Below are 18,085 nucleotides of genomic sequence, written 5' to 3'. Positions count from 1 at the left end.
GATGCAAGAAGAGGAGGCAGGGTGACGATCAACTTGTTCGATCTGACAGGGCGCCGCGCCCTCGTCACGGGATCTTCTCAAGGCATTGGCTTTGCGTTGGCGCGCGGCCTGTCTGAAGCGGGTGCGGAGGTCGTGCTTAACGGCCGCGACGAAACCAAGCTCGGTGCTGCCGCCAGCTCCATTGCGGGCGCACGAACGCTGGCCTTCGACGCCGCCGACCACGCCGCAGCGCGCGCGGCCGTCGATCGCTTCGAGGCCGACGTCGGGCCGATCGACATTCTCGTCAACAATGCGGGCATGCAGCACCGAGCGCCGCTCGAGGAGTTCCCGGCGGACGCATTTCAACGCCTATTGCAAACCAACATCGCCTCGGTCTTCAACGTCGGCCAGGCTTGCGCGCGCCACATGATCGGACGGCGCGCCGGCAAGATCATCAACATCGCTTCAGTGCAAACCGCGCTCGCGCGCCCGTCGATCGCGCCCTATACGGCGACGAAGGGAGCAGTTGGAAACCTGACCAAGGGCATGGCGACGGACTGGGCGAAACACGGCCTTCAAGTCAACGCCATCGCGCCCGGCTATTTCGATACGCCGCTCAATGCTGCACTGGTCGCAGATTCCGCTTTCTCGGCCTGGCTCGAAAAGCGCACGCCGGCGGGCCGCTGGGGCAAGGTCGAGGAACTCGTCGGGGCCTGCGTCTTCCTTGCCTCGCCTGCGTCCTCCTTCGTCAACGGACACGTGCTCTATGTCGATGGCGGCATCACGGCTTCGCTCTGAGGCTCGTCGTCGAAGCATTCCCTTGGGTTATCGCGGAGGGTCAAATGTCCCGTTCAGTCGCATTGATCGGCGCCGGCGCTATGGGCGGCGCGATTGGAACTCGACTCGCCGAGACCAGGACCCGTCTGCTGGTGTTCGATCTCGATCCTGCAAAGGTCGCTAGTCTTGTCGAAAAAGGCGCGACCGCAGCCATCACTGCCGCGCGTGCTGCGGTTGAAGCCGACGCAGTGATCCTCAGCCTCAACTCGCCGAAGATCGTGCGCGCCGCCGTGTTCGGGCCAGCGGGCGTTGCCGAGGGCGCGCGCAAAGGCACGCTCATCATCGATATGTCTTCGATCGATCCGCAATCAACGCGCGAGCTTGCGAAAGACGCGACCGCAGCCGGTCTGCGCTGGGTCGACAGCCCGCTGTCAGGCGGCGCACCAAAGGCCTTGATCGGCCAGCTGACCTGCATGGCCGGCGGAGACGCTGCCGATGTCGCCGAAGCGCGGACGGTCCTCGCCGAAGTCGCCTCGAACTTCACGCATATGGGCCCGAGTGGCGCGGGGCAAACCACGAAGCTGATCAACCAGGTCCTGTGCGCCCTGAACTTCGTCGCCGTCGCCGAAGCGACCGCGCTGGCCGAAGCTTCCGGCGTCGATGCCGCGAAGATCCCCGAAGCGTTGCGCGGCGGCCGCGCCGACAGCGCCATCCTCCAGGAATACATGCCGCGCTTCGCCGCACGCGATTATCGTCCGACGGGCCGCATCGACAACATGGTCAAGGACCTGAACGGCGCGCAGGATCTGGCACGGCAGACGGGCATCGCAATGCCGATGACCGTCGTCTGCGCCGAGATCCATCGCCTTTTGACCGCGATCGGGTGTGGCGCGATGGACCAGGCCGCGCTGATGGAATTCTGGGCGGCGCGCACGCCGCCGGCGTGAACGCGCGGTGTTCCGCCTCAGAAAAGCCCGTGCGCGTTGACGAAGATCGCGTAGAGCGATGTCTGCGCCGTGACGTAGAGCCTGTTCCGCTTCGGCCCGCCGAAGGTCAGGTTGGAAACAATCTCAGGGACCGAAATGCGTCCGATCAGCGCGCCGTCCGGCGCGTAGACGGCGACTGCATCCGCTGTTGACGTCCAGATGTTGCCGTTCCGGTCGACGCGGAATCCATCGTAGAACCCGGCTGGCGAGGTCGCGAACACTCGGCCTTCGCCGACTCCAAGCCCGCTTGATGCAACATCGTAGGCGCGAATGACCGCTGGTAAGCCAGGCACATGCGTCGCGCCGGTTTCGGCCACATAGAGCAATCGCTCGTCTGGCGAGAAGGCGAGACCGTTCGGCTTGACCATGTCGGTCACGATGGCTGCGAGCGAGCCGCTCGTCGGATCGAAACGATAGACGTTGCTGGCGCCGATCTCGCTCGGTCCCGCGTGTCCCTCATACTCGCTGTCGATGCCGTAGGTGGGATCGGAGAACCAGATTGTTCCGTCCGACTTGATCACGACATCGTTCGGGGAATTGAAGCGCTTGCCTTCGAAGCGCTCGACCAGTCCAATCCATTGGCCATCGGGTTCGAGCCGCGAGATGCGACGGCCGCCGTGCTCGCATGCGATCACGCGACCGAGCGCATCGCGCGCATGGCCGTTGTGAAAGCCGCAGGGGCTCTCGAACACCGAGACCGAACCGTCGGTCTCGTCGAAGCGCAACACGCGGTCATTTGGAATGTCGGACCACAGCAGCGACTTGGCGGCCGGCACATAGACCGGGCCCTCGGCCCAACGGCTGCCGGTCCAAAGCCTCTCGAGCTTGGCGTGTCCGATGATCAACGCCTGGAAGCGCGGGTCGAGAATGTCGTAGGTGCTCACTGTGTCAGATCTCCGCGATCAGTCAGTCGGCAGGGCAAAGTCATCGGCCTTGAAGACCGTGTGGAAGATGGAGCCGTCGAACATCTCGGTGAGCCCCTTGGTCACCTCGCGGCTTTCGAAGCGAACCGGTGAAGCCAACGCTTCCTCGATGGCCTCGCGCGAGGGGTAGCGGATCGCGAGCACCATCTCGTAACGCTGAGCGTCGCTGTCGCTCTCCTCTTGCCGCAGCACGCGAACCTCTTCCGCGCCGGGAAAGCGCGTCCACAGCGGCACGAGTTTCTCGCGCACATAGGCGGTGAATTCGGTTTCGCGTCCGGGCTTGATGCGGCCACTGAAGAAAGCACAACGGATATACATCGGCATTCGCTCGTCTGTCTGATGAAGGGGAAGAAAAATCGGCGGTCAGCTTGCGACCGACCGCCGAGGGAGCAGGGTCATCGTGCTCGGGGAGGAGAGGGAAGGGTTTACTGGAGACCCCAGGCTTTCTTGTAGGCATCGCGGTAGCCGTTGCCCGGATCGAATGTGTTGGTCGGCCCGCCGTCGAATTCGACATTGGCCTTGGTCACCACATGCAGCGGCGAGACGTAACCCGACCACTTCTCTCCGGCGATGGCGCGGTTCAACTCGTCGACGAGCTGCCAGCCCTGAAGGTTCAGAGGCTCGGCGACGGTGACGGCCTGGTAGGCGCCGGAGCGGATGCGCTGGTAGGCGCTTTCGGAGCCGTCGCCCGCCGCGACGTTCACGGGCGCGCCGGTGCCCTTGATGCCGGCCGCAGAGAGCGAGGGCGCCATGAAGTCATAGTAGAGATCATTAATGGCCAGCGAATGCGTCCAGGCCGTACCGTGCTTTTGCAGCAGCGAGGTGGTGAGCTGCGGCATGCGCGTCGAGGTCTCCGCGATCGGCGTATCGACCCATTCAAGAACCTTGCCGCCGAGCGCTTCGATGACCTCTTTCATCTTCTTGGCCTTGGCGATCGCGATCTCGTAGGTCGAGTCGGTGAAGATGATCACGCCCGGTTTGCCGCCCGCGTCGACGAAGGCCCAGTTCGCCGCGGCCGTGGAGACCGCCATCGGATCGGTCGTCACGTTGGCGAAGACGCCGGCTTCGGGAACGGGGCCGATGACAGGAGCGGCGTGCCAGGACACCATCGGGATCTTGGCGGCCTTGGCCGCTTCCATGCCCGGCTTCTGTTCGACCGCGTCGAAGCCGCAGATGACGAGGCCATCAGGCTTGAGCGTCATGGCTTGGCCGAACGCGGCGGTGCGGCCGGAGACCGAGCCGGCGCCGTCAAGCGTGCGCACGGTCCAGCCGGCGGCCTTGGCGGCCTCCTCAATTCCCTTGGTGACGCCGAGCACGCCGCCGTTCTTCATGTCGGAAGCGAGCACGACAATGGTCTTGCCCTTGGCGATCTTCGGAGCGGCGGTCGGGCCATCCCACTTGTCGACCTTGGAAGCATATTTGTCGACGAAGGTCTTGGCGTCCGCGAGCGAGTCGGCATGGGCGGACGCGAGACCGAATGCGAGCCCGGCGACGACGGCGCCGGTTCGTATCATCGAATGCAACATAGAGCGTTCTCCTTGGTGTGATTGCCGTTTCGTTTTTCACCGGCCCTCCGCCGGACTTTCGGTTATGACCGGCTTGCCGTCGGCCACGAACTCCATCGATGGTGTGTTTCAGGCCTTGCGATCGGGTGCGCCGGCCGGGACCTTCGCAACGGCGCCGCGCTTTCTCTGCGCGTAGCCGGCCATGCCGATCGCGGCGAGCAGCGTCAGGCCATTGAAGAGCGGCTCGACCCAGAAGGAGCCGCCGAACTGCTGGATGCCGGCGATGCCGACCGCGAGCACGGCGACCCCGATGATGGTGCCCCAGACATTGACGCGGCCGGGCTTGATGGTGGTCGAACCGAGGAATGCGCCGACGAGGGCCGGCAGGAGATATTCGAGGCCAACGCTCGCCTGGCCGATGCGCAGCTTCGAGGCGAGCAGAACGCCGGTGACCGCGGTGAGGATGCCGGAGGCCATGAAGGCGCCGACCGTGAAGCGCTGCACCGGAATGCCGTTAAGTGCGGCCGTCTTGGGATTGGCGCCGATGGCGTAGATGTAGCGGCCGATCGGCAGATATTCGAGCATCAGCCACATCGCCACTGCGAGAAGCAGCACGTAGAAGCCGGTGATCGGCAGACCGAAGATCATCGTGCCATTGAGGGCGAGGAAGCCGTCCGGCAGCATCGCGACGACCTGCCGGCCGCCGGTGTGCCAGAGCGCGAGCGCGTAGAGCACCGTGCCCGTGCCGAGCGTGGCGATGAAGCTGTCGATGCGTGCGACCTCGACCAGCAGGCCGTTGAGAAGGCCGGTGAAGGCGCCGAGGCAGATCACGACGAGGACTGCGATCGGCCAGGGCAAGCCGAAGGCAGTTTGCAGGCTGATCACCAGGATGTGCCAGAGCACGATGCCATAGCCGACCGTGAGATCGATCTTGCCGGCGGCCATCGGGATCATCGCGGCGAGCGAGAGCATGGCGATGATCGACTTGTCGGAGACGATCGAACGCAGATTGAGAAGCGTCGGAAAGGTATTCGGCAACAGGATCGAGAACAGCGCGATCAGCGCGACCGTGATGATCGGCAGACCATAAACCGGCAGGAGGCGCGTGATCTTCTGCGAAGGCGAGGCGCCCGCAAGATCGGCGCGCGTCGGCTCCAGTGCATTCGACTCGATCGAATTCATTCCCATGCGTTCCTCCCGGCGGGCGCCTTGCGTCGGCCCCGTGCGAATTGTCCGTTACGCGGCTTCCGAGGCTGAAGCCGCGGTGATCAGGGCTTCCGTCGTCAAAGCATCTCCGGCGATCTCGGTGATGATCCGGCCGCGGTTGAAGACGAGCGCGCGATGGCAGATATGCGCAACTTCCTCGAAATCGGTGGAGACGACGACGACCGCGAGCCCCTCGGCGATGGCACGGGCGATGAGCCGATAGATCTCCGCCTTGGCGCCGACGTCGACGCCGGCGGTCGGATCTTCGGCCACCAGCAGCTTGCGTCCCGTCGCAAGCCAGCGGCCGACGACAACCTTCTGCTGGTTGCCGCCCGAGAGTCCTTCGATGGCAAGATGTGGATCATTGGGTCGCAAGCCCACCAAGGCGCCGAGCTTGACGGCCTCTTCGGCTTCGCGCCGCGGAGCGAGCACGTCGAACAGACCGCGCCCGGAGGCGCCGGGATTGAGGAAGACATTTTCGCGGATCGACAAGGATGCCGCGATCGACTCTTCCGTTCGGTCGCGGGCAACGAGACCAATGCCGCCCGCCATGGCGGCCACGGGGCTCGACAGGTCCGGCGCCGTGCCGTCGATCCTTATATCGCCGCGATGCGCCACCGCGCCGAAGAGGGCGCGGCCGATCTCCTCCTGACCGGCGCCGCGCAAGCCCACGAGGCCCAGCAGTTCGCCCTCGCGCACGTCGAAATCGACCGGTCCGGCCTTCGGCGTGATCAATCCCCGCACCGTGACGCGGGTCTTGCCGGAATGCGAGGTGGCTTTCTCGAACATGTCGAGCAGGGGCCTGCCGACGATCAATCGCACCAGATCCTCGGGCGAAGTCTCGCTGATTGCCTTCTCGCCGACGAGTTGGCCATCGCGCAGCACGACGACGCGGTCGGCGATGCGGAAGATTTCGTCGAGCCGGTGCGACACATAGATCATTCCAACGCCCTGTTCGCGCAGACGCCGCAGCGCTGCAAACAGCCGCTCTACCTCATCGGCCGGCAAGCTCGCCGTCGGCTCGTCGAGCACGAGGAAATCACAATTGACGACGAGCGCACGGGCGATGGCGACGAGCGATTTCTCGGTGCGCGACAGGCTCGACACCCGCGTGGTCGGATCGATGTCGCAGCCCACCAGTGCGAGCGCCTTGGTCGCGCGCGCCTCGGCGGCGCGCCAGTCGATCAGGCCGAACGGCCGGGTCCGCGGAAAGCCCTGGGCGAGGCCGACATTTTCGGCGATCGTCATCCATTCGACGAGGCCGAGATCCTGATGGATGAAGGCGACCGGCTGGTGCTCGGCACGGCCTCCCGGTGCATGGTGATAGGGCTCGCCTGCGATCGTTACGGCACCGGCATCGGGACGATGGATACCGCCGAGCACCTTGATGAGGGTCGATTTGCCAGCCCCATTTTCGCCAAGCAGGGCGACGATTTCGCCGCGCTCGACGCCGAAGCTGACGCCTTTGAGCGCGCGAGTGCCGCCGAACGACTTGACGACTCCATCGAAGCGCAGCGCACCCGATGCCATCCCCGGTTCTCCTCCCGAAATCGCCAGCCGATCACGATCGGTTGGGAGGCTCTCCCAACCGATGACCAGGCGCTCGGCCATCGTGATCCATTATGGCGTCATATTTGTTATCGATAACACTACCCGGTCGAGCGCCGCTGTCAAGCCGAACTCAGGTGCTTTCGCGCTCGATGACCTCAAATGGGACGATCAACGTTTCGGGTCCTGGTCTCCGGCCGTCTCTAACGTCGGCGATGGCGCGAAGCATAACGCGGCCGGCCTCCAAGCCGATGTTGCGGCAGTCGACAGCGACGGTCGTGATCCTCGGCCAGGAGCAGCGCGAAACCTCGAAGTCGCCGAAGCCGGCCACCGCGATCCGGCCGGGGACCGCCCAACCGCGGCGGTGGCATTCCATGATCGCGCCAAAGGCAGAGAGGTCGGAGACGCAAACGGCAGCGTCCACGTCCGGCCATTGCTCGATGAGCTGGACGATAGCCTCGCCGCCCTGTTGCATGGAGATGGGCGGATTGCCGAACGAGATCGTGCGTCCGACCGGCAGGCCGAGCTCCTCGACGGCGCGCTTGTAGCCCAGACGGCGGTCGGCGCCGCGCGTGTCGCGCCGGCTTGCGCCGCCAATGAAGGCGATGTTGCGATAGCCCTTCTGGTAAAGCCGATGCACGAGCGCGCGCGAAGCCTCGGCGTTGGAGAAGCCGACGACGTGGTCGATCGGATCGGCGGGCATGTCCCAGGTCTCGACCACCGGAATGCCAGCGGATTGCAGCATGCGGCGTGCCTTCGGTGTGTGCCTTCCGTCGGTGACGATGATGCCGTCGGGCCGGCGCGTCAGCATTGCTCGCACGAGCTGTTCTTCCTTCTCCATGTCGTAGTCGGTGTAGCCGAGGAGCATCTGGAGCCCCTGGCCTTCGATCGCCTCGGTGATGCCGCGCGCGGTATCGGAGAAGTTGGAGTTGTTGATGGAAGGGATTACCGCCGCCACGAATCCCGTCCGCTTTGAGGACAATGCGCCTGCGGACAGGTCGAGCACATAGCCGAGCTCCTCGACGGTCGCGAGAATCCGGCCTCGCGTCTCCTCAGAGACGGCGCCATCGCTCTTCAACGCGCGCGAGACGGTCATTGCGGAAACACCGGCCCGCGCCGCCACCTCAGCCATGGTCGCTGGCCGCTTGGGCGCCTTTTTGCTCGTCGTCCGGGTTCGCTTCATTTCAACGCGATGTTTGCTTGGTATGCGGAGCCAGCCTCGGCGGGAGCTTGGGCAGCCCAGACTCCCGACCGTGAGGGACCTGACGATGGTATCGATAACAATTTGTTGAGGCAATTGTTTTTGACGAAGCTTGCCGACCTCAGTTCCGCCTTGCTGCATCTTTGCGCGAATCCGGCCATGCGCTTCAACCAGCTCCGCCGAGGTGGCGACCTCTTCATCGGGCTACAATTTGCCGGTGCGCTGCGAAGCCCGCGCTTGGCAATTGAAACGGAACGGAGGTGCGAGTAACATCGCGAAGCTGCGATCGCAATATAGGATCGAACATGCGTTATTTATTGGTCTGCTGCGCAGTCAGCGCTGCAATTGTCGCAGGCTTTGCAAATGCTCAGGCGCCACGGGAACTCGTCGCAGCCGATACGATCGAGCTGCGGGCCGAACAGACGCGCACGTTTGCATTTGATGAACCGGTGACAAAGTTTACTCTGTCCTCCGAAGGCGTAGCCCAAGTCATTCCTGAGACGGATCGGACGTTCACGGTGCGGGCTCTCACGCCGGGCCGGGTGTTGATGACCGCCTATGCGCCGGATGGCCACGTCGTCCATCGCTCCAACATCGTGGTTGGGCAAACGGAAGGCTTGGTCAAGATATACGGGCTAAAGGACGCCAAGGATAGCGAGGCCAAGGATTTCCTCGGATTTTACTGCTCAAATACCGGCTGCGGTCGCGCTGACCCGGACAAGATACCCGTGTCACAGACGCGGCAACGGAGCGGAGGAAACAGCGAGGCGACGAAAGACGAGCAGCGCTGAAGTTGCTTGCCGCGCGCTTATGTTCGGCTGGCATGATCCGCGTGCCGCTCTTTCGTGCTGTCTCCTGATCTCTGGCGCCATGCGAAGAAGGGATAAGCGAGCAAACGGAGATAGCCGCGAGGCATCGGGTGATCGACCCCGAAGGCTTGCGCTCTCTTGCCGATAGGCAGGTACTGACTTCCGAACAGAACATCGATGAAGGCAAAGTGCGCGGCGTAATTTCTGTCGCGCGCTTCGCGTTCGCTGCTGTGATGCCAATGATGAAAATCGGGCGATACGAACAAGTAGCGAAGCGGGCCAAAGTTGATCCGCACATTGGCATGCACCAGAAACGCCTGCCAATAGGCTATCAAGAGATACGTGCCGATCGCCTCCTCCGAGAAGCCGAACGAAAGCGCAGGAAGCAGCGAGCATCCCTTCATGAAAATGAGGTCGAGCGGATGCTGATGCACGGCTGCGAGCCAGTCCAGGTCTTCGACGCTGTGGTGCACCGCATGGATCTGCCATAGCGTCGGATATGTATGCAGCATGCGATGAGACCAGTAGATTCCAAGATCAGCTAGAAACATGACCAGCAGCACCTGCGCCCAGAAGGGAAGATCTCCGACGGCATGCTGAATGGATGTCGGCACGATCCAGACGGAGGCGAGGGCGCCCAGGACCCAGAAGAAGAGCAAGCCAAGCGATACCGGCCACATATTGAAAAATAGAAACGCGATGTCCGTCAGAATGCCGCGGCGAAAGAGTTTCCGAGGGCGCAAGGCAAGTACGTATTCGACGGGAATAAATATCAAGAACGCGAGCAAGCTGAGCTTGAGTGCCGATAATAGATTTTCCAGCATTCGAAATCTCGCTGAGCAAACGGCAGCACGGCATCATCTGGATCATGCGCGACGGACGGAAAGCTTCTGATAGATCGTCGGCAGATGCGGTCTCGATGCATCGCAATGAATATATCCTACCTGCATGAAGGTGTTTCCTTCAATCAAGATCGATGCACGAGAGATCGCACTATCTTCCGTTGAAATTTTCGGGGTGAACGGCCAAGCGGAATGTGTTGCGCAGTGCATGTCGAGCCACGAGCGGATCGCGCCTTCGCTGCGAATTGCTCATCTGGCAGACTGAGCTTTTGCCGAATTCCGATATTCGCTCCCGGAATTTTACGGAGCGAAAGCTGTCTATATATCCGAAGATATACGGCTCTAATTCCAATTAGTAAGCTTAAAGAACGGTTATCAGTCGACAATTTAAATTCAATCATTGTAGAATTTTTTTCAGTTGGCAGAGCCATTGCCTGCTGCTGACCGCACTGCGTGTTCATGTTTTACAGAAGGAATATTCACTCATGCTGAAGCTTTATGTTCAGACCACCGAAGCCCTCAAAGCTTTCCGCGCAAATGAGAACGGCGTTGTGTCGTTCGAGTACGTGATCGTTGCCGCCTGCATCGTCGGCGCAGTCGCCGCTGCATTTGGTACGGACGCCACCACAGGTATTGGAGCGGCGCTGAAAACCGCGATCACCAAAGTCACCACTGCTGTGAGTAACGCAGCCTGATGTGAAGTGGCGCGCTCGGAGAAGCGATTGTCTGCGCGTCTAATTGAACTTTCTGTTGGCAGCCCCGCTGCCAACAGACCATCTTGATAACGCAACATTCAATAGTCGCTTAAAAGGGTTTAGCCATGTTCAAGCTTTATGTTCAGGCCGCCGAAGCATTGAGGGACTTTCGGGCGGATAAGGATGGCGTTGTGTCGTTCGAGTATGTGATCGTTGCCGCCTGCATCGTCGGCGCGGTCGCTGCTGCGTTTGGTACGGACGCCACCACAGGTATTGGAGCTGCGCTGAAAACCGCGATCACCAGTATCACCACGGCTGTGACCAATGCCGCCTAATGCTGCTGCGTGCTCGGAGAGATGATCTCCGAGTATCGCACGAAGTTTCCTTCGCTGGCGGGTTTGGTTTGGCAGCGGCTAGTTTATTGATACTGCTATATTCAACTCGACGGCGGCGGAGTTAGGTCGCGCGGTCGGAGCTTTTGGCTTCGCTCTAATAGTGGCGCTTGATGCGCCTGACGGATCGCGCTGGGAAATTGGACGATACCCGAACGTTCTTCGAGGGTGTGTTCTATGAGTTGGATTGTTGCCGTAGTCTCATTTCTTCAAGTCATTTTGCTGCTGTATGTCGCAACCGTTGATGTTGCGACGCGAACGATCAGAAACGAGATCTGTGCGGCACTGGCTGTGCTCGGCATCGCCGTTCAATTGTCCAGCCCCGTGCAAGTCGCTGAATCCCTCGTCGCTGCCGCGATCGTGTTTGTGTTGCTCTTTGCCATCTACCAACGCGGAATGATGGGGGGCGGCGATGTCAAATTGCTAGTTGCATTAGCGGTCGGCCTGCCGGTCGCCGGGATGATGCAATTGCTGGTCGTAACTGCACTCGCAGGCGGAGTGCTAGCGCTGGTGCATTGCATGATGCGCTACTTGCCACATCCGAAGCTCGCGCCTGCGGGATCGTCGCTGGTGCGCCGCGTCTATGCGGTGGAGCGGTGGCGTCACTTGCGCCACGCGCCGCTACCTTACGGCGTCGCCATCGCGTGCGGCGGTATTTGGACTGTTTTGAGCAAAGGATATTAATATGTCATCCGCTTTGCGCTTATCAATCATTGCGGTGCTGGTGCTCGCAGCCACGGCGCTGGGTCTCATCGCCTACAATATGAATCTGCCGAAAGAGCTCCCTGTTGAAGTGGCGGAGAAGGCGCCCGCGCTGCCTCCGACGGTGGGCTATTTCGTCGCAGCACGCGCGCTTCCGAGAGGCACGTTGGCCCGCGAAGAGGATTTCACTGTGCGCTCGGTGCCGCGAGAGCGGGTTCCGGCAGGAGCCATCCTCGAAACTCCCGACTCCAAAGTCGGGCTACCCGGCTCGCTGGTGCGCAAGTTTGTTGAGGCCGGCAGTCCCGTGACACTCGATGATATATTGCGGCCGCGGGATCGCGGCTTCCTCGCCAGCGTTCTGGCGCCGGATAGCCGCGCGATCACGATCAAGGTTGACGAAGAGACCGGCGTGGCGGGCCTGATCAGGCCGGGCGACCATGTGGACGTCGTTTTGACCCAGGTGTTCGAGAAAGCAGATCCCGCCCGTCGTGCCCTGAGCGAGACCGTTCTCCGTAACATCCGGATTATCGCGATCGACCAGGAGATCGTGCAGGGCGGGCGACCGGCCTCGGCCGCGCTGGGCAAGATCGCGCAAACGGTATCGTTGGAACTTTCGGCCGAGCAGGTCAAGAAAATCACGGTCGCAAAGCAGCTCGGTACGCTTTCTTTAGCGGTGCGGGCGGCAGTCGATCAGTGGGAAAAGGCAGACGTTGGCGTCGTGTCCAGCTGCGATGTGTCGCCGGAGCTCGCCAGGCAGAATGCACTCGCGGGGCAGAGCACGGCGGTGATGGTTCACTCCGGCGGCGAGGTCAAGCAATACTCGGTCAGGAAGCAGGATGCCGATGACAGCGACCGGGCCGTGAGCTGCGACGGGACACCGGATGGTGCTCGCCGCACGACGACGGCAATGGGATATGCCGGCAAACAGTCGGAGAAGCGCTGATGAACATCGCCTTGCTCAATCCGCCCGAAGACATGACACCTGCGGTGTCCCGTGACCGGATCGTCTGTTTCGTCGACGACGAAGAGAGTGCCGCCGCACTCCGCAAGGGCCTCGACGGCAGTAACCTGTCGATCAAGAGAGGTACGATCCGCAACGCCATCAAGATGCTCGAGACCGACACAGAGCTTTTTGCGCTGGTCACCGACATCAGTGGCATCGACGATCCATTCGCCGAGCTGGAGCGGCTGGCGAGCGTCTGTCCGCCCAGCGTACGGGTGGCACTGATCGGTGAGAGCAGGGAAATCACATTCTATCGCGAGCTCATGGAGCTCGGCTTGACCGAATATCTGCCGCGGCCGCTGACGCGTGACATGGTGCTCGATCAGTTGCGTCCGAAGCTGCTTGGCGATGTCTCGTCCGTTCACTCCGATCGTGGTGGGCATGTGGTTTCGATCTGCGGAGCGCAGGGAGGGGCCGGCGCAACCAGCATCGCAATCAATCTCGCGCTGCAACTGGCGGAGACGACCAAGGCCAAAGTCGCCTTGCTCGATCTCCATCTGCAGGGCGGTGAGACCGCGGTGATGCTCGGCGTTCAGCCAGGAGCGGGCTTGCGCATCGCTCTCGAGAACCCGATGCGGGCAGACACGCTGTTCATCGAGCGCGCGGCCATTGAGGTGAACGAGCGTGTTTCCCTCATTTCGGCCGACGAGGAGTTGGATGCCCAACTCAATATCACCGAGGCGGGCGTGCGGCACGTGCTGGGCCTGCTTCGCCAGCGGTTCAACTACATCGTCGTTGATATGCCGGTCCCGTTCCCGCCGTCCATGCATCCGGTGCTGACGCTCTCGCGTCATGTGCTCGTGCTGCTCGAGGCCGAGGTCACGGGCCTTCGTAATGCGCATGCACTCCGCGCGGCCGTTACCAACATTGCGGGCAAGGATCGCGTTTTCACCCTGCTCAATCGTGCCAATCGTGCGGGAGGACTGCCCAGGGCAACTATGGTGAAGGCTCTGGGCGCGGAGCCTGACATGGTCATTCCCGATCTTGGCAAGGGGATGACACAGGCGGTCAATCTCGGAATTCCTGCGCTCAAGCATGTCAGGGGATTGCGACGTCACCTCGCTCCGATCGTCCGGGAGATCACCGGCGTCGGCGGTGAGGGGAAGGGACGCCTGAGAAGGTTGCTTGGGCTATGAAGAAGTTTGGCAAACGGCCCGAAGACGAACTGCCCGCGTTAAGGGTGCGCTTGGCGGCGTCGCCGTCGATCGCGGCTGCGCAACCGCTCGATCTGCCCGCGTCGGCGGCGAGCCCGGCCGCGTCACCAGCAGTCTCGCCTGAGCCGCCGCCCAAGTACGACGAACCTGTGGTTCATCATCCCGTCATGCCGACATCGTTGCGCGAACGGGTAATGGAGCAGATAGACCCATCGGCGGCCGCGGCCGTCCCGCGCGAGGTTCTTCGGCGTCAGATCGAGGAAATCATCCACGGGATCGCGAATCAAGAACGGCTGGAGCTGTCGGGTCGCGAACAGCTGCAGCTTGCAGACGAGATTGCCGACGACATGACGGGCTACGGCCCTCTGCGCGCGCTGCTGCTGGACGAAACGATCAGCGACATCATGATCAACGGGCCGAGTAACGTTTATGTCGAGCGGCGAGGCAAGCTGGAGCGGATTGCGGTACGATTCCGCGACAACGATCATATCGCGTCGGTCGCGCAGAAGATTGCCTCGCAGGTCGGACGGCGCGTCGATGAATCCAGTCCGATGGTGGACTGCCGGTTGCCCGACGGTAGCCGCGTCAACATCATCCTTCCGCCGCTCGCGATCCATAGCCCCTGCATATCCATTCGCAAGTTTCCAAGCCGCCGACTGAGCATGGCCGGTCTCATCGACAACGGCTCGATGACGGCGGCGATCGGACAACTGCTGGAGATCGCTTCCCGTGCGCGGCTCAATGTTCTCGTTTCCGGAGGAACGGGCTCCGGCAAAACGACGCTCTTGAATGCGATGAGTGAGTTCATCGATCACAGCGAGCGCGTCGTCACCATCGAGGATGCGGCCGAACTGCAGCTTCAGCAGCCCCACGTCATCAGCCTCGAGACCCGGCCCCCCAGTCTCGAGGGTACCGGCCAGGTCACCCAGCGCGATCTGCTGTGGAACGCTCTGCGCATGCGGCCCGACCGTATCGTTGTCGGAGAGGTGCGCGGCGCCGAAGCGTTCGACATGCTGCAGGCGATGAACACCGGCCATGACGGCTCGATCTCCACCGTTCATGCCAACAGCGCGCGCGATGCCCTGACCCGCGTGGAAAACATGGTGCAGATGGGGCAGGTCAATCTGCCTTCGCGAACCATTCGCGCGCAGATCGTCGCCGCATTGGACGTCATCGTCCAGGTCGAGCGCATGAGGGACGGGCAGCGCCGTATTGTCCAGATCAGCGAGGTGATCGGCCTGGAAGGCGACGTGATCACCACCAACGACATCGCGGCCTTCGAGTACCAGGAGGAAGACGCTCACGGGCGTATATCGGGAACGTACAAATCCACGAACGCAGTCCCGAAGTTCAAGAGCCGACTTGTCTATTTCGGTCTCGATCGAGCCTGGGCCGAGGCTATGAGGCAAATATGACGCTGGAATCGCTGATCGCTATCGTCCTGGTGTTGCTGCTGTGCGCAACCATCACGTCGTTGTGGCTCGATGCGCGACAAAGACGCATCAATCGTCAGGTCGCGGTCGCTCTACCGGCTTCGCATCCCGACAGCCTGCCCTCGATTCGTCGCTTGGAAGCGAAGTCTCGCTGGGTGACCCTGCAGCACCTCGCCAAATTCAATCCTGAGATCACTTACGCCTGGCATCCGGCCTACGTCCTGCTGGCCGGAACAGTTGGAGCCGCGGCGGTCTTCTATGCCAATCGTTTGCTGGGATTTGGGATCGCCGAAGTGTCTCTCGCGGCCTCGCTCGTGGCCTTGTTGGTCGTGCGGGGCCTGTTCGGATGGCAACAGCGCCGCTTTGCCAATAAGCTGTTCCGGCAGCTCCCCGATGCGATCCAATTGGTTACAAGTACTGTTCGATCCGGCCTGCCAGTCAACGAAGCGTTTCGCACGATTGCCCGAGAAATGCCGGAGCCGACAGCCGGGCAGTTTGCGATCGTGTGCAGCGAATTGAACCTGGGACGATCTCCTGAAGAAGCTGTGGAGGCCGTATATCGGCGAACGCTCGTGCCGGAATATGCCATGTTTGCGGTGACATTGGCGGTGCAGTTGAAGTCGGGCGGCAGCTTGGCGGAAACCTTGAGTACTTTGGGTGAGACAGTGAGCCAGCGGGTAGCCCTTGCGGCGCGTGCGAAAGCTCTCGCAGGCGAAGTGATCTTTTCCTCGCGTGCGCTTTCATGCGCCCCCGTCGTCGTCGGCGGGCTGCTCTACATGGCTAATCCGCAATCGATCGACCTGCTATTCAGTGATCCGACGGGAAACAAGCTGCTGGCGTACGCCATCGGCTCCGTCATTGTCGGGCATTTTGTCATACAGTGGATGATCAAGAGGGAGACGGCACTATGAGTGCTAGTCTCGGTGTGATGGTTCTCGCGACTGCCGCGGCTGCTGCGACGTTCGTGTTGCTCATCCGCGAAATTCATTTTCGTACATTGGACGCTCGGGTGTCCAAGGCCGTGCTTGGCGTCCCGGGTAGAGCGGCGCCCTCCGAGGACATGATCGACTGGCTTTCGTCGGTCGGACGGCGCTTTCGACGCTTCTATGCTGAGGAAAATCTGGAGCAGCTACGAACGATCCTCCAGTCGTCAGGTCTCAATCATCATCGGACCTTGCCGATCTGGATCGGCGTCAAATCCGTCAGCACCGCCGTCTTTCCGATTGCCGCCTTCTTGACTGCACAGCTTTCTGGCAAGCCGCTCAGCAATGCTCTGGTCTTCACACTCGTCGGCGTCGTGATCGGGATCATGGGGCCGCGGCTGTTTCTTTACGCGCTGAAGCGACGCTTCGATGCGGCCATCCGGCTGGGCACACCGGACGCAATCGATTTGTTGGTCGTGTGCAGCGAAGCGGGAATGGGCCTCGAGAGCAGCGTGCAGCGCATCGCGGAGGAAATGAAGGAGACCAGTCCCGCCATGGCGCAGGTGCTGAACGGTCTGCTCGACGATCTCCGCGTCTTGCCGAATCGCGCCGATGCGTTCGAGAGATTGGGGGCCACGTCGGAAGGCCTTCGTCGCTTCGGCACTGTGGTCAGCCAGAGCCTGCAATACGGAACGCCGTTGAGCCAGGCTCTCCGTAGCATCGCCGTCGATCTTCGCAGGGAGCGTATCACCAAGCTGGAAGAGAAGGCGCACAAGCTCGGCGCGAAGCTGACCATTCCGATGGTGCTATTCCTGCTTCCAGCCATGTTCGTCATTCTGGGTGGAAGCCCGTTTTTACATCTCATTCGCACGTTCAAGTAGGGACACTATGAGCACGATTACCATTTCGAGAAACGGGTCCTACGATCGGACGATGCGGATCCTGGGCAGCACATGGTTCATGCTGCTGGCGGTCGTCGCTGCAATGAAGCTTGGAACGTCACTTGCGGATCCCTGGCCATCGTTGCTGTCGAGCCTCTGCCTTGCGATCTTCTACACACTGCTGGGGTTGCTGGTCCTGTCACGGCCGCCGGCCAAAGCGCAGGCGGAAGGCATATGGCCTCGCATCGCTGCGTTCGTTGGCACCTATCTACCGTGGACGATCAGTTTCTTCGACAAGACCGATGCGGCGCTGCCAAACCTGGTGTCCACCGTTTTCGTGCTGACCGGCATGATCATGATGCTCGTGACCATCCGTCATCTCGGCAAGTCGTTCAGCTTGGTGCCGCAGGCGCGTTCGGTGGTGCAGACCGGGCCTTACCGTTGGATCAAGCACCCGCTCTATCTCGCGGAAGAAATCGCGATCATCGGCGCCGTCTTGCAATATCTGAGCGCTGCGGCGGTCGCCATCTTGGTCCTGCATATCGGCGTTCAGGTGTGCCGGATTCTCTACGAGGAGGATCTCCTTCGGCGAACCTGCCCCGAATATGCGAGCTATGAAGCGTCACGATGGAGATTGATTCCGTTCGTTTGGTGAATTCCGATGGCCGGCTGGATTGGGCCCATGAGGCGTAAACGTTCATTCATCGCAGATCAGCGCGGCACCGTCGCGTTTGAGATGCCAATTGTCTATCTGTTCATAATCATCAGCCTGCTTTTGCCCCTTGCCGACGTTGCTGTTGCGGGCTTCCGTTACATATCGGCGTGGCAAGCATTGCGTGCCTTCGGGCAAGCCATCCTGTACTCGCCTCCACCGGACGTCACCAATCCGTCTAGTTGGGTATCGGCTGCGACAGCCAAGGCAGATTCCAACTATCCCATTTCCAATTTTCAGCTGATATGCGGCAACGGCAACGTTGTTTGTTCCTCGGGCAACAACGTTCCTCCCATGTATTACTCCTATTCGACCAGCGTTACGTTGGCGCCAATCGTGCTGAGCTCGGTATTGTGTGCCAGCGGCAATTGCACTTTCACGCTGACATATACCGAGCAGTTTCAATGAAGGTGT

At 61.5% G+C, this 18,085-nt stretch carries 20 protein-coding genes; 13 read left to right on the top strand and 7 right to left on the bottom strand.

Annotated elements, in window-relative coordinates:
- The first annotated feature begins 21 nt into the window (after positions 1-21).
- Both ACWAT4_RS25435 and ACWAT4_RS25430 read left to right on the top strand, forming a co-directional pair.
- Positions 22-777, top strand: coding sequence for an SDR family oxidoreductase (locus tag ACWAT4_RS25435; protein ID WP_212302425.1), 756 nt, complete (start codon positions 22-24; stop codon positions 775-777).
- 44 nt (positions 778-821) lie between these two features.
- Positions 822-1,703: an NAD(P)-dependent oxidoreductase gene (locus ACWAT4_RS25430; protein WP_212425616.1), complete on the top strand. Its 882-nt coding sequence runs from the start codon at positions 822-824 to the stop codon at positions 1,701-1,703.
- 17 nt (positions 1,704-1,720) lie between these two features.
- On the opposite strand, the gene ACWAT4_RS25425 is transcribed toward ACWAT4_RS25430, so the two are convergent.
- The 6 genes from ACWAT4_RS25425 to ACWAT4_RS25400 form a co-directional block, all read right to left on the bottom strand.
- Entirely contained in the window at positions 1,721-2,626 is a 906-nt protein-coding gene (locus ACWAT4_RS25425; protein ID WP_449728350.1) for an SMP-30/gluconolactonase/LRE family protein, read from the bottom strand.
- An 18-nt stretch (positions 2,627-2,644) separates the two neighbouring features.
- Complete coding sequence (locus ACWAT4_RS25420) at positions 2,645-2,983, bottom strand: hypothetical protein (protein ID WP_449728349.1); 339 nt, start codon at positions 2,981-2,983, stop codon at positions 2,645-2,647.
- Positions 2,984-3,090: 107 nt separating this feature from the next.
- Positions 3,091-4,179: an ABC transporter substrate-binding protein gene (locus ACWAT4_RS25415; protein ID WP_449731261.1), complete on the bottom strand. Its 1,089-nt coding sequence runs from the start codon at positions 4,177-4,179 to the stop codon at positions 3,091-3,093.
- Positions 4,180-4,299: 120 nt separating this feature from the next.
- On the bottom strand, positions 4,300-5,352 hold the full coding sequence (locus ACWAT4_RS25410; protein ID WP_212302624.1) for an ABC transporter permease: 1,053 nt from the start codon (positions 5,350-5,352) through the stop codon (positions 4,300-4,302).
- Between the two features lie 54 nt (positions 5,353-5,406).
- Positions 5,407-6,906 (bottom strand): sugar ABC transporter ATP-binding protein, encoded by a 1,500-nt coding sequence (locus ACWAT4_RS25405; protein WP_449728348.1) that lies wholly within the window; start codon positions 6,904-6,906, stop codon positions 5,407-5,409.
- A gap of 151 nt (positions 6,907-7,057) precedes the next feature.
- Entirely contained in the window at positions 7,058-8,056 is a 999-nt protein-coding gene (locus ACWAT4_RS25400) for a LacI family DNA-binding transcriptional regulator (RefSeq protein ID WP_249148842.1), read from the bottom strand.
- A gap of 374 nt (positions 8,057-8,430) precedes the next feature.
- On the opposite strand from ACWAT4_RS25400, the gene ACWAT4_RS25395 reads away from it, so the two are divergent.
- A complete protein-coding gene (locus ACWAT4_RS25395; RefSeq protein ID WP_212302432.1) occupies positions 8,431-8,916 on the top strand; it encodes a pilus assembly protein N-terminal domain-containing protein in 486 nt (161 codons plus the stop codon).
- A 17-nt stretch (positions 8,917-8,933) separates the two neighbouring features.
- Here the strand turns inward: ACWAT4_RS25395 and ACWAT4_RS25390 are convergent, their stop codons facing one another.
- The gene (locus ACWAT4_RS25390) at positions 8,934-9,758 is read right to left on the bottom strand and encodes a sterol desaturase family protein (protein ID WP_449728347.1); all 825 of its coding nucleotides are present in this window, start codon (positions 9,756-9,758) and stop codon (positions 8,934-8,936) included.
- A 503-nt stretch (positions 9,759-10,261) separates the two neighbouring features.
- On the opposite strand from ACWAT4_RS25390, the gene ACWAT4_RS25385 reads away from it, so the two are divergent.
- From ACWAT4_RS25385 to ACWAT4_RS25340, 10 genes are all read left to right on the top strand, one after another.
- A complete protein-coding gene (locus tag ACWAT4_RS25385) occupies positions 10,262-10,471 on the top strand; it encodes a hypothetical protein (RefSeq protein WP_449728346.1) in 210 nt (69 codons plus the stop codon).
- 125 nt (positions 10,472-10,596) lie between these two features.
- On the top strand, positions 10,597-10,806 hold the full coding sequence (locus ACWAT4_RS25380; RefSeq protein ID WP_449728345.1) for a Flp family type IVb pilin: 210 nt from the start codon (positions 10,597-10,599) through the stop codon (positions 10,804-10,806).
- Positions 10,807-11,040: 234 nt separating this feature from the next.
- Complete coding sequence (locus ACWAT4_RS25375; RefSeq protein ID WP_449728344.1) at positions 11,041-11,547, top strand: A24 family peptidase; 507 nt, start codon at positions 11,041-11,043, stop codon at positions 11,545-11,547.
- 34 nt (positions 11,548-11,581) lie between these two features.
- Complete coding sequence (gene cpaB, locus ACWAT4_RS25370) at positions 11,582-12,508, top strand: Flp pilus assembly protein CpaB (RefSeq protein ID WP_449728343.1); 927 nt, start codon at positions 11,582-11,584, stop codon at positions 12,506-12,508.
- Complete coding sequence (locus tag ACWAT4_RS25365) at positions 12,508-13,704, top strand: AAA family ATPase (protein ID WP_212425624.1); 1,197 nt, start codon at positions 12,508-12,510, stop codon at positions 13,702-13,704. Before cpaB ends, ACWAT4_RS25365 begins: the two co-directional genes overlap by 1 nt.
- Positions 13,701-15,137 carry a CpaF family protein gene (locus ACWAT4_RS25360; protein WP_449728342.1) on the top strand — a complete coding sequence of 479 codons (1,437 nt, stop codon included), beginning with the start codon at positions 13,701-13,703 and terminating at the stop codon, positions 15,135-15,137. The genes ACWAT4_RS25365 and ACWAT4_RS25360 overlap by 4 nt, the downstream gene beginning before the upstream one ends.
- Positions 15,134-16,066 carry a type II secretion system F family protein gene (locus tag ACWAT4_RS25355; protein WP_449728341.1) on the top strand — a complete coding sequence of 311 codons (933 nt, stop codon included), beginning with the start codon at positions 15,134-15,136 and terminating at the stop codon, positions 16,064-16,066. Before ACWAT4_RS25360 ends, ACWAT4_RS25355 begins: the two co-directional genes overlap by 4 nt.
- Entirely contained in the window at positions 16,063-16,959 is an 897-nt protein-coding gene (locus ACWAT4_RS25350) for a type II secretion system F family protein (protein WP_449728340.1), read from the top strand. Before ACWAT4_RS25355 ends, ACWAT4_RS25350 begins: the two co-directional genes overlap by 4 nt.
- Positions 16,919-17,614, top strand: coding sequence for a methyltransferase family protein (locus ACWAT4_RS25345; protein ID WP_449728339.1), 696 nt, complete (start codon positions 16,919-16,921; stop codon positions 17,612-17,614). Before ACWAT4_RS25350 ends, ACWAT4_RS25345 begins: the two co-directional genes overlap by 41 nt.
- A gap of 27 nt (positions 17,615-17,641) precedes the next feature.
- Positions 17,642-18,079, top strand: a complete 438-nt coding sequence (locus ACWAT4_RS25340) for a hypothetical protein (RefSeq protein ID WP_449728338.1) — start codon at positions 17,642-17,644, stop codon at positions 18,077-18,079.
- Positions 18,080-18,085: the final 6 nt, after the last annotated feature.

The organism is Bradyrhizobium sp. T-1 (genome assembly GCF_053592855.1).
Note: the sequence above shows the minus strand (reverse complement) of the source record. Positions and strands in the feature narration are given on the sequence as shown.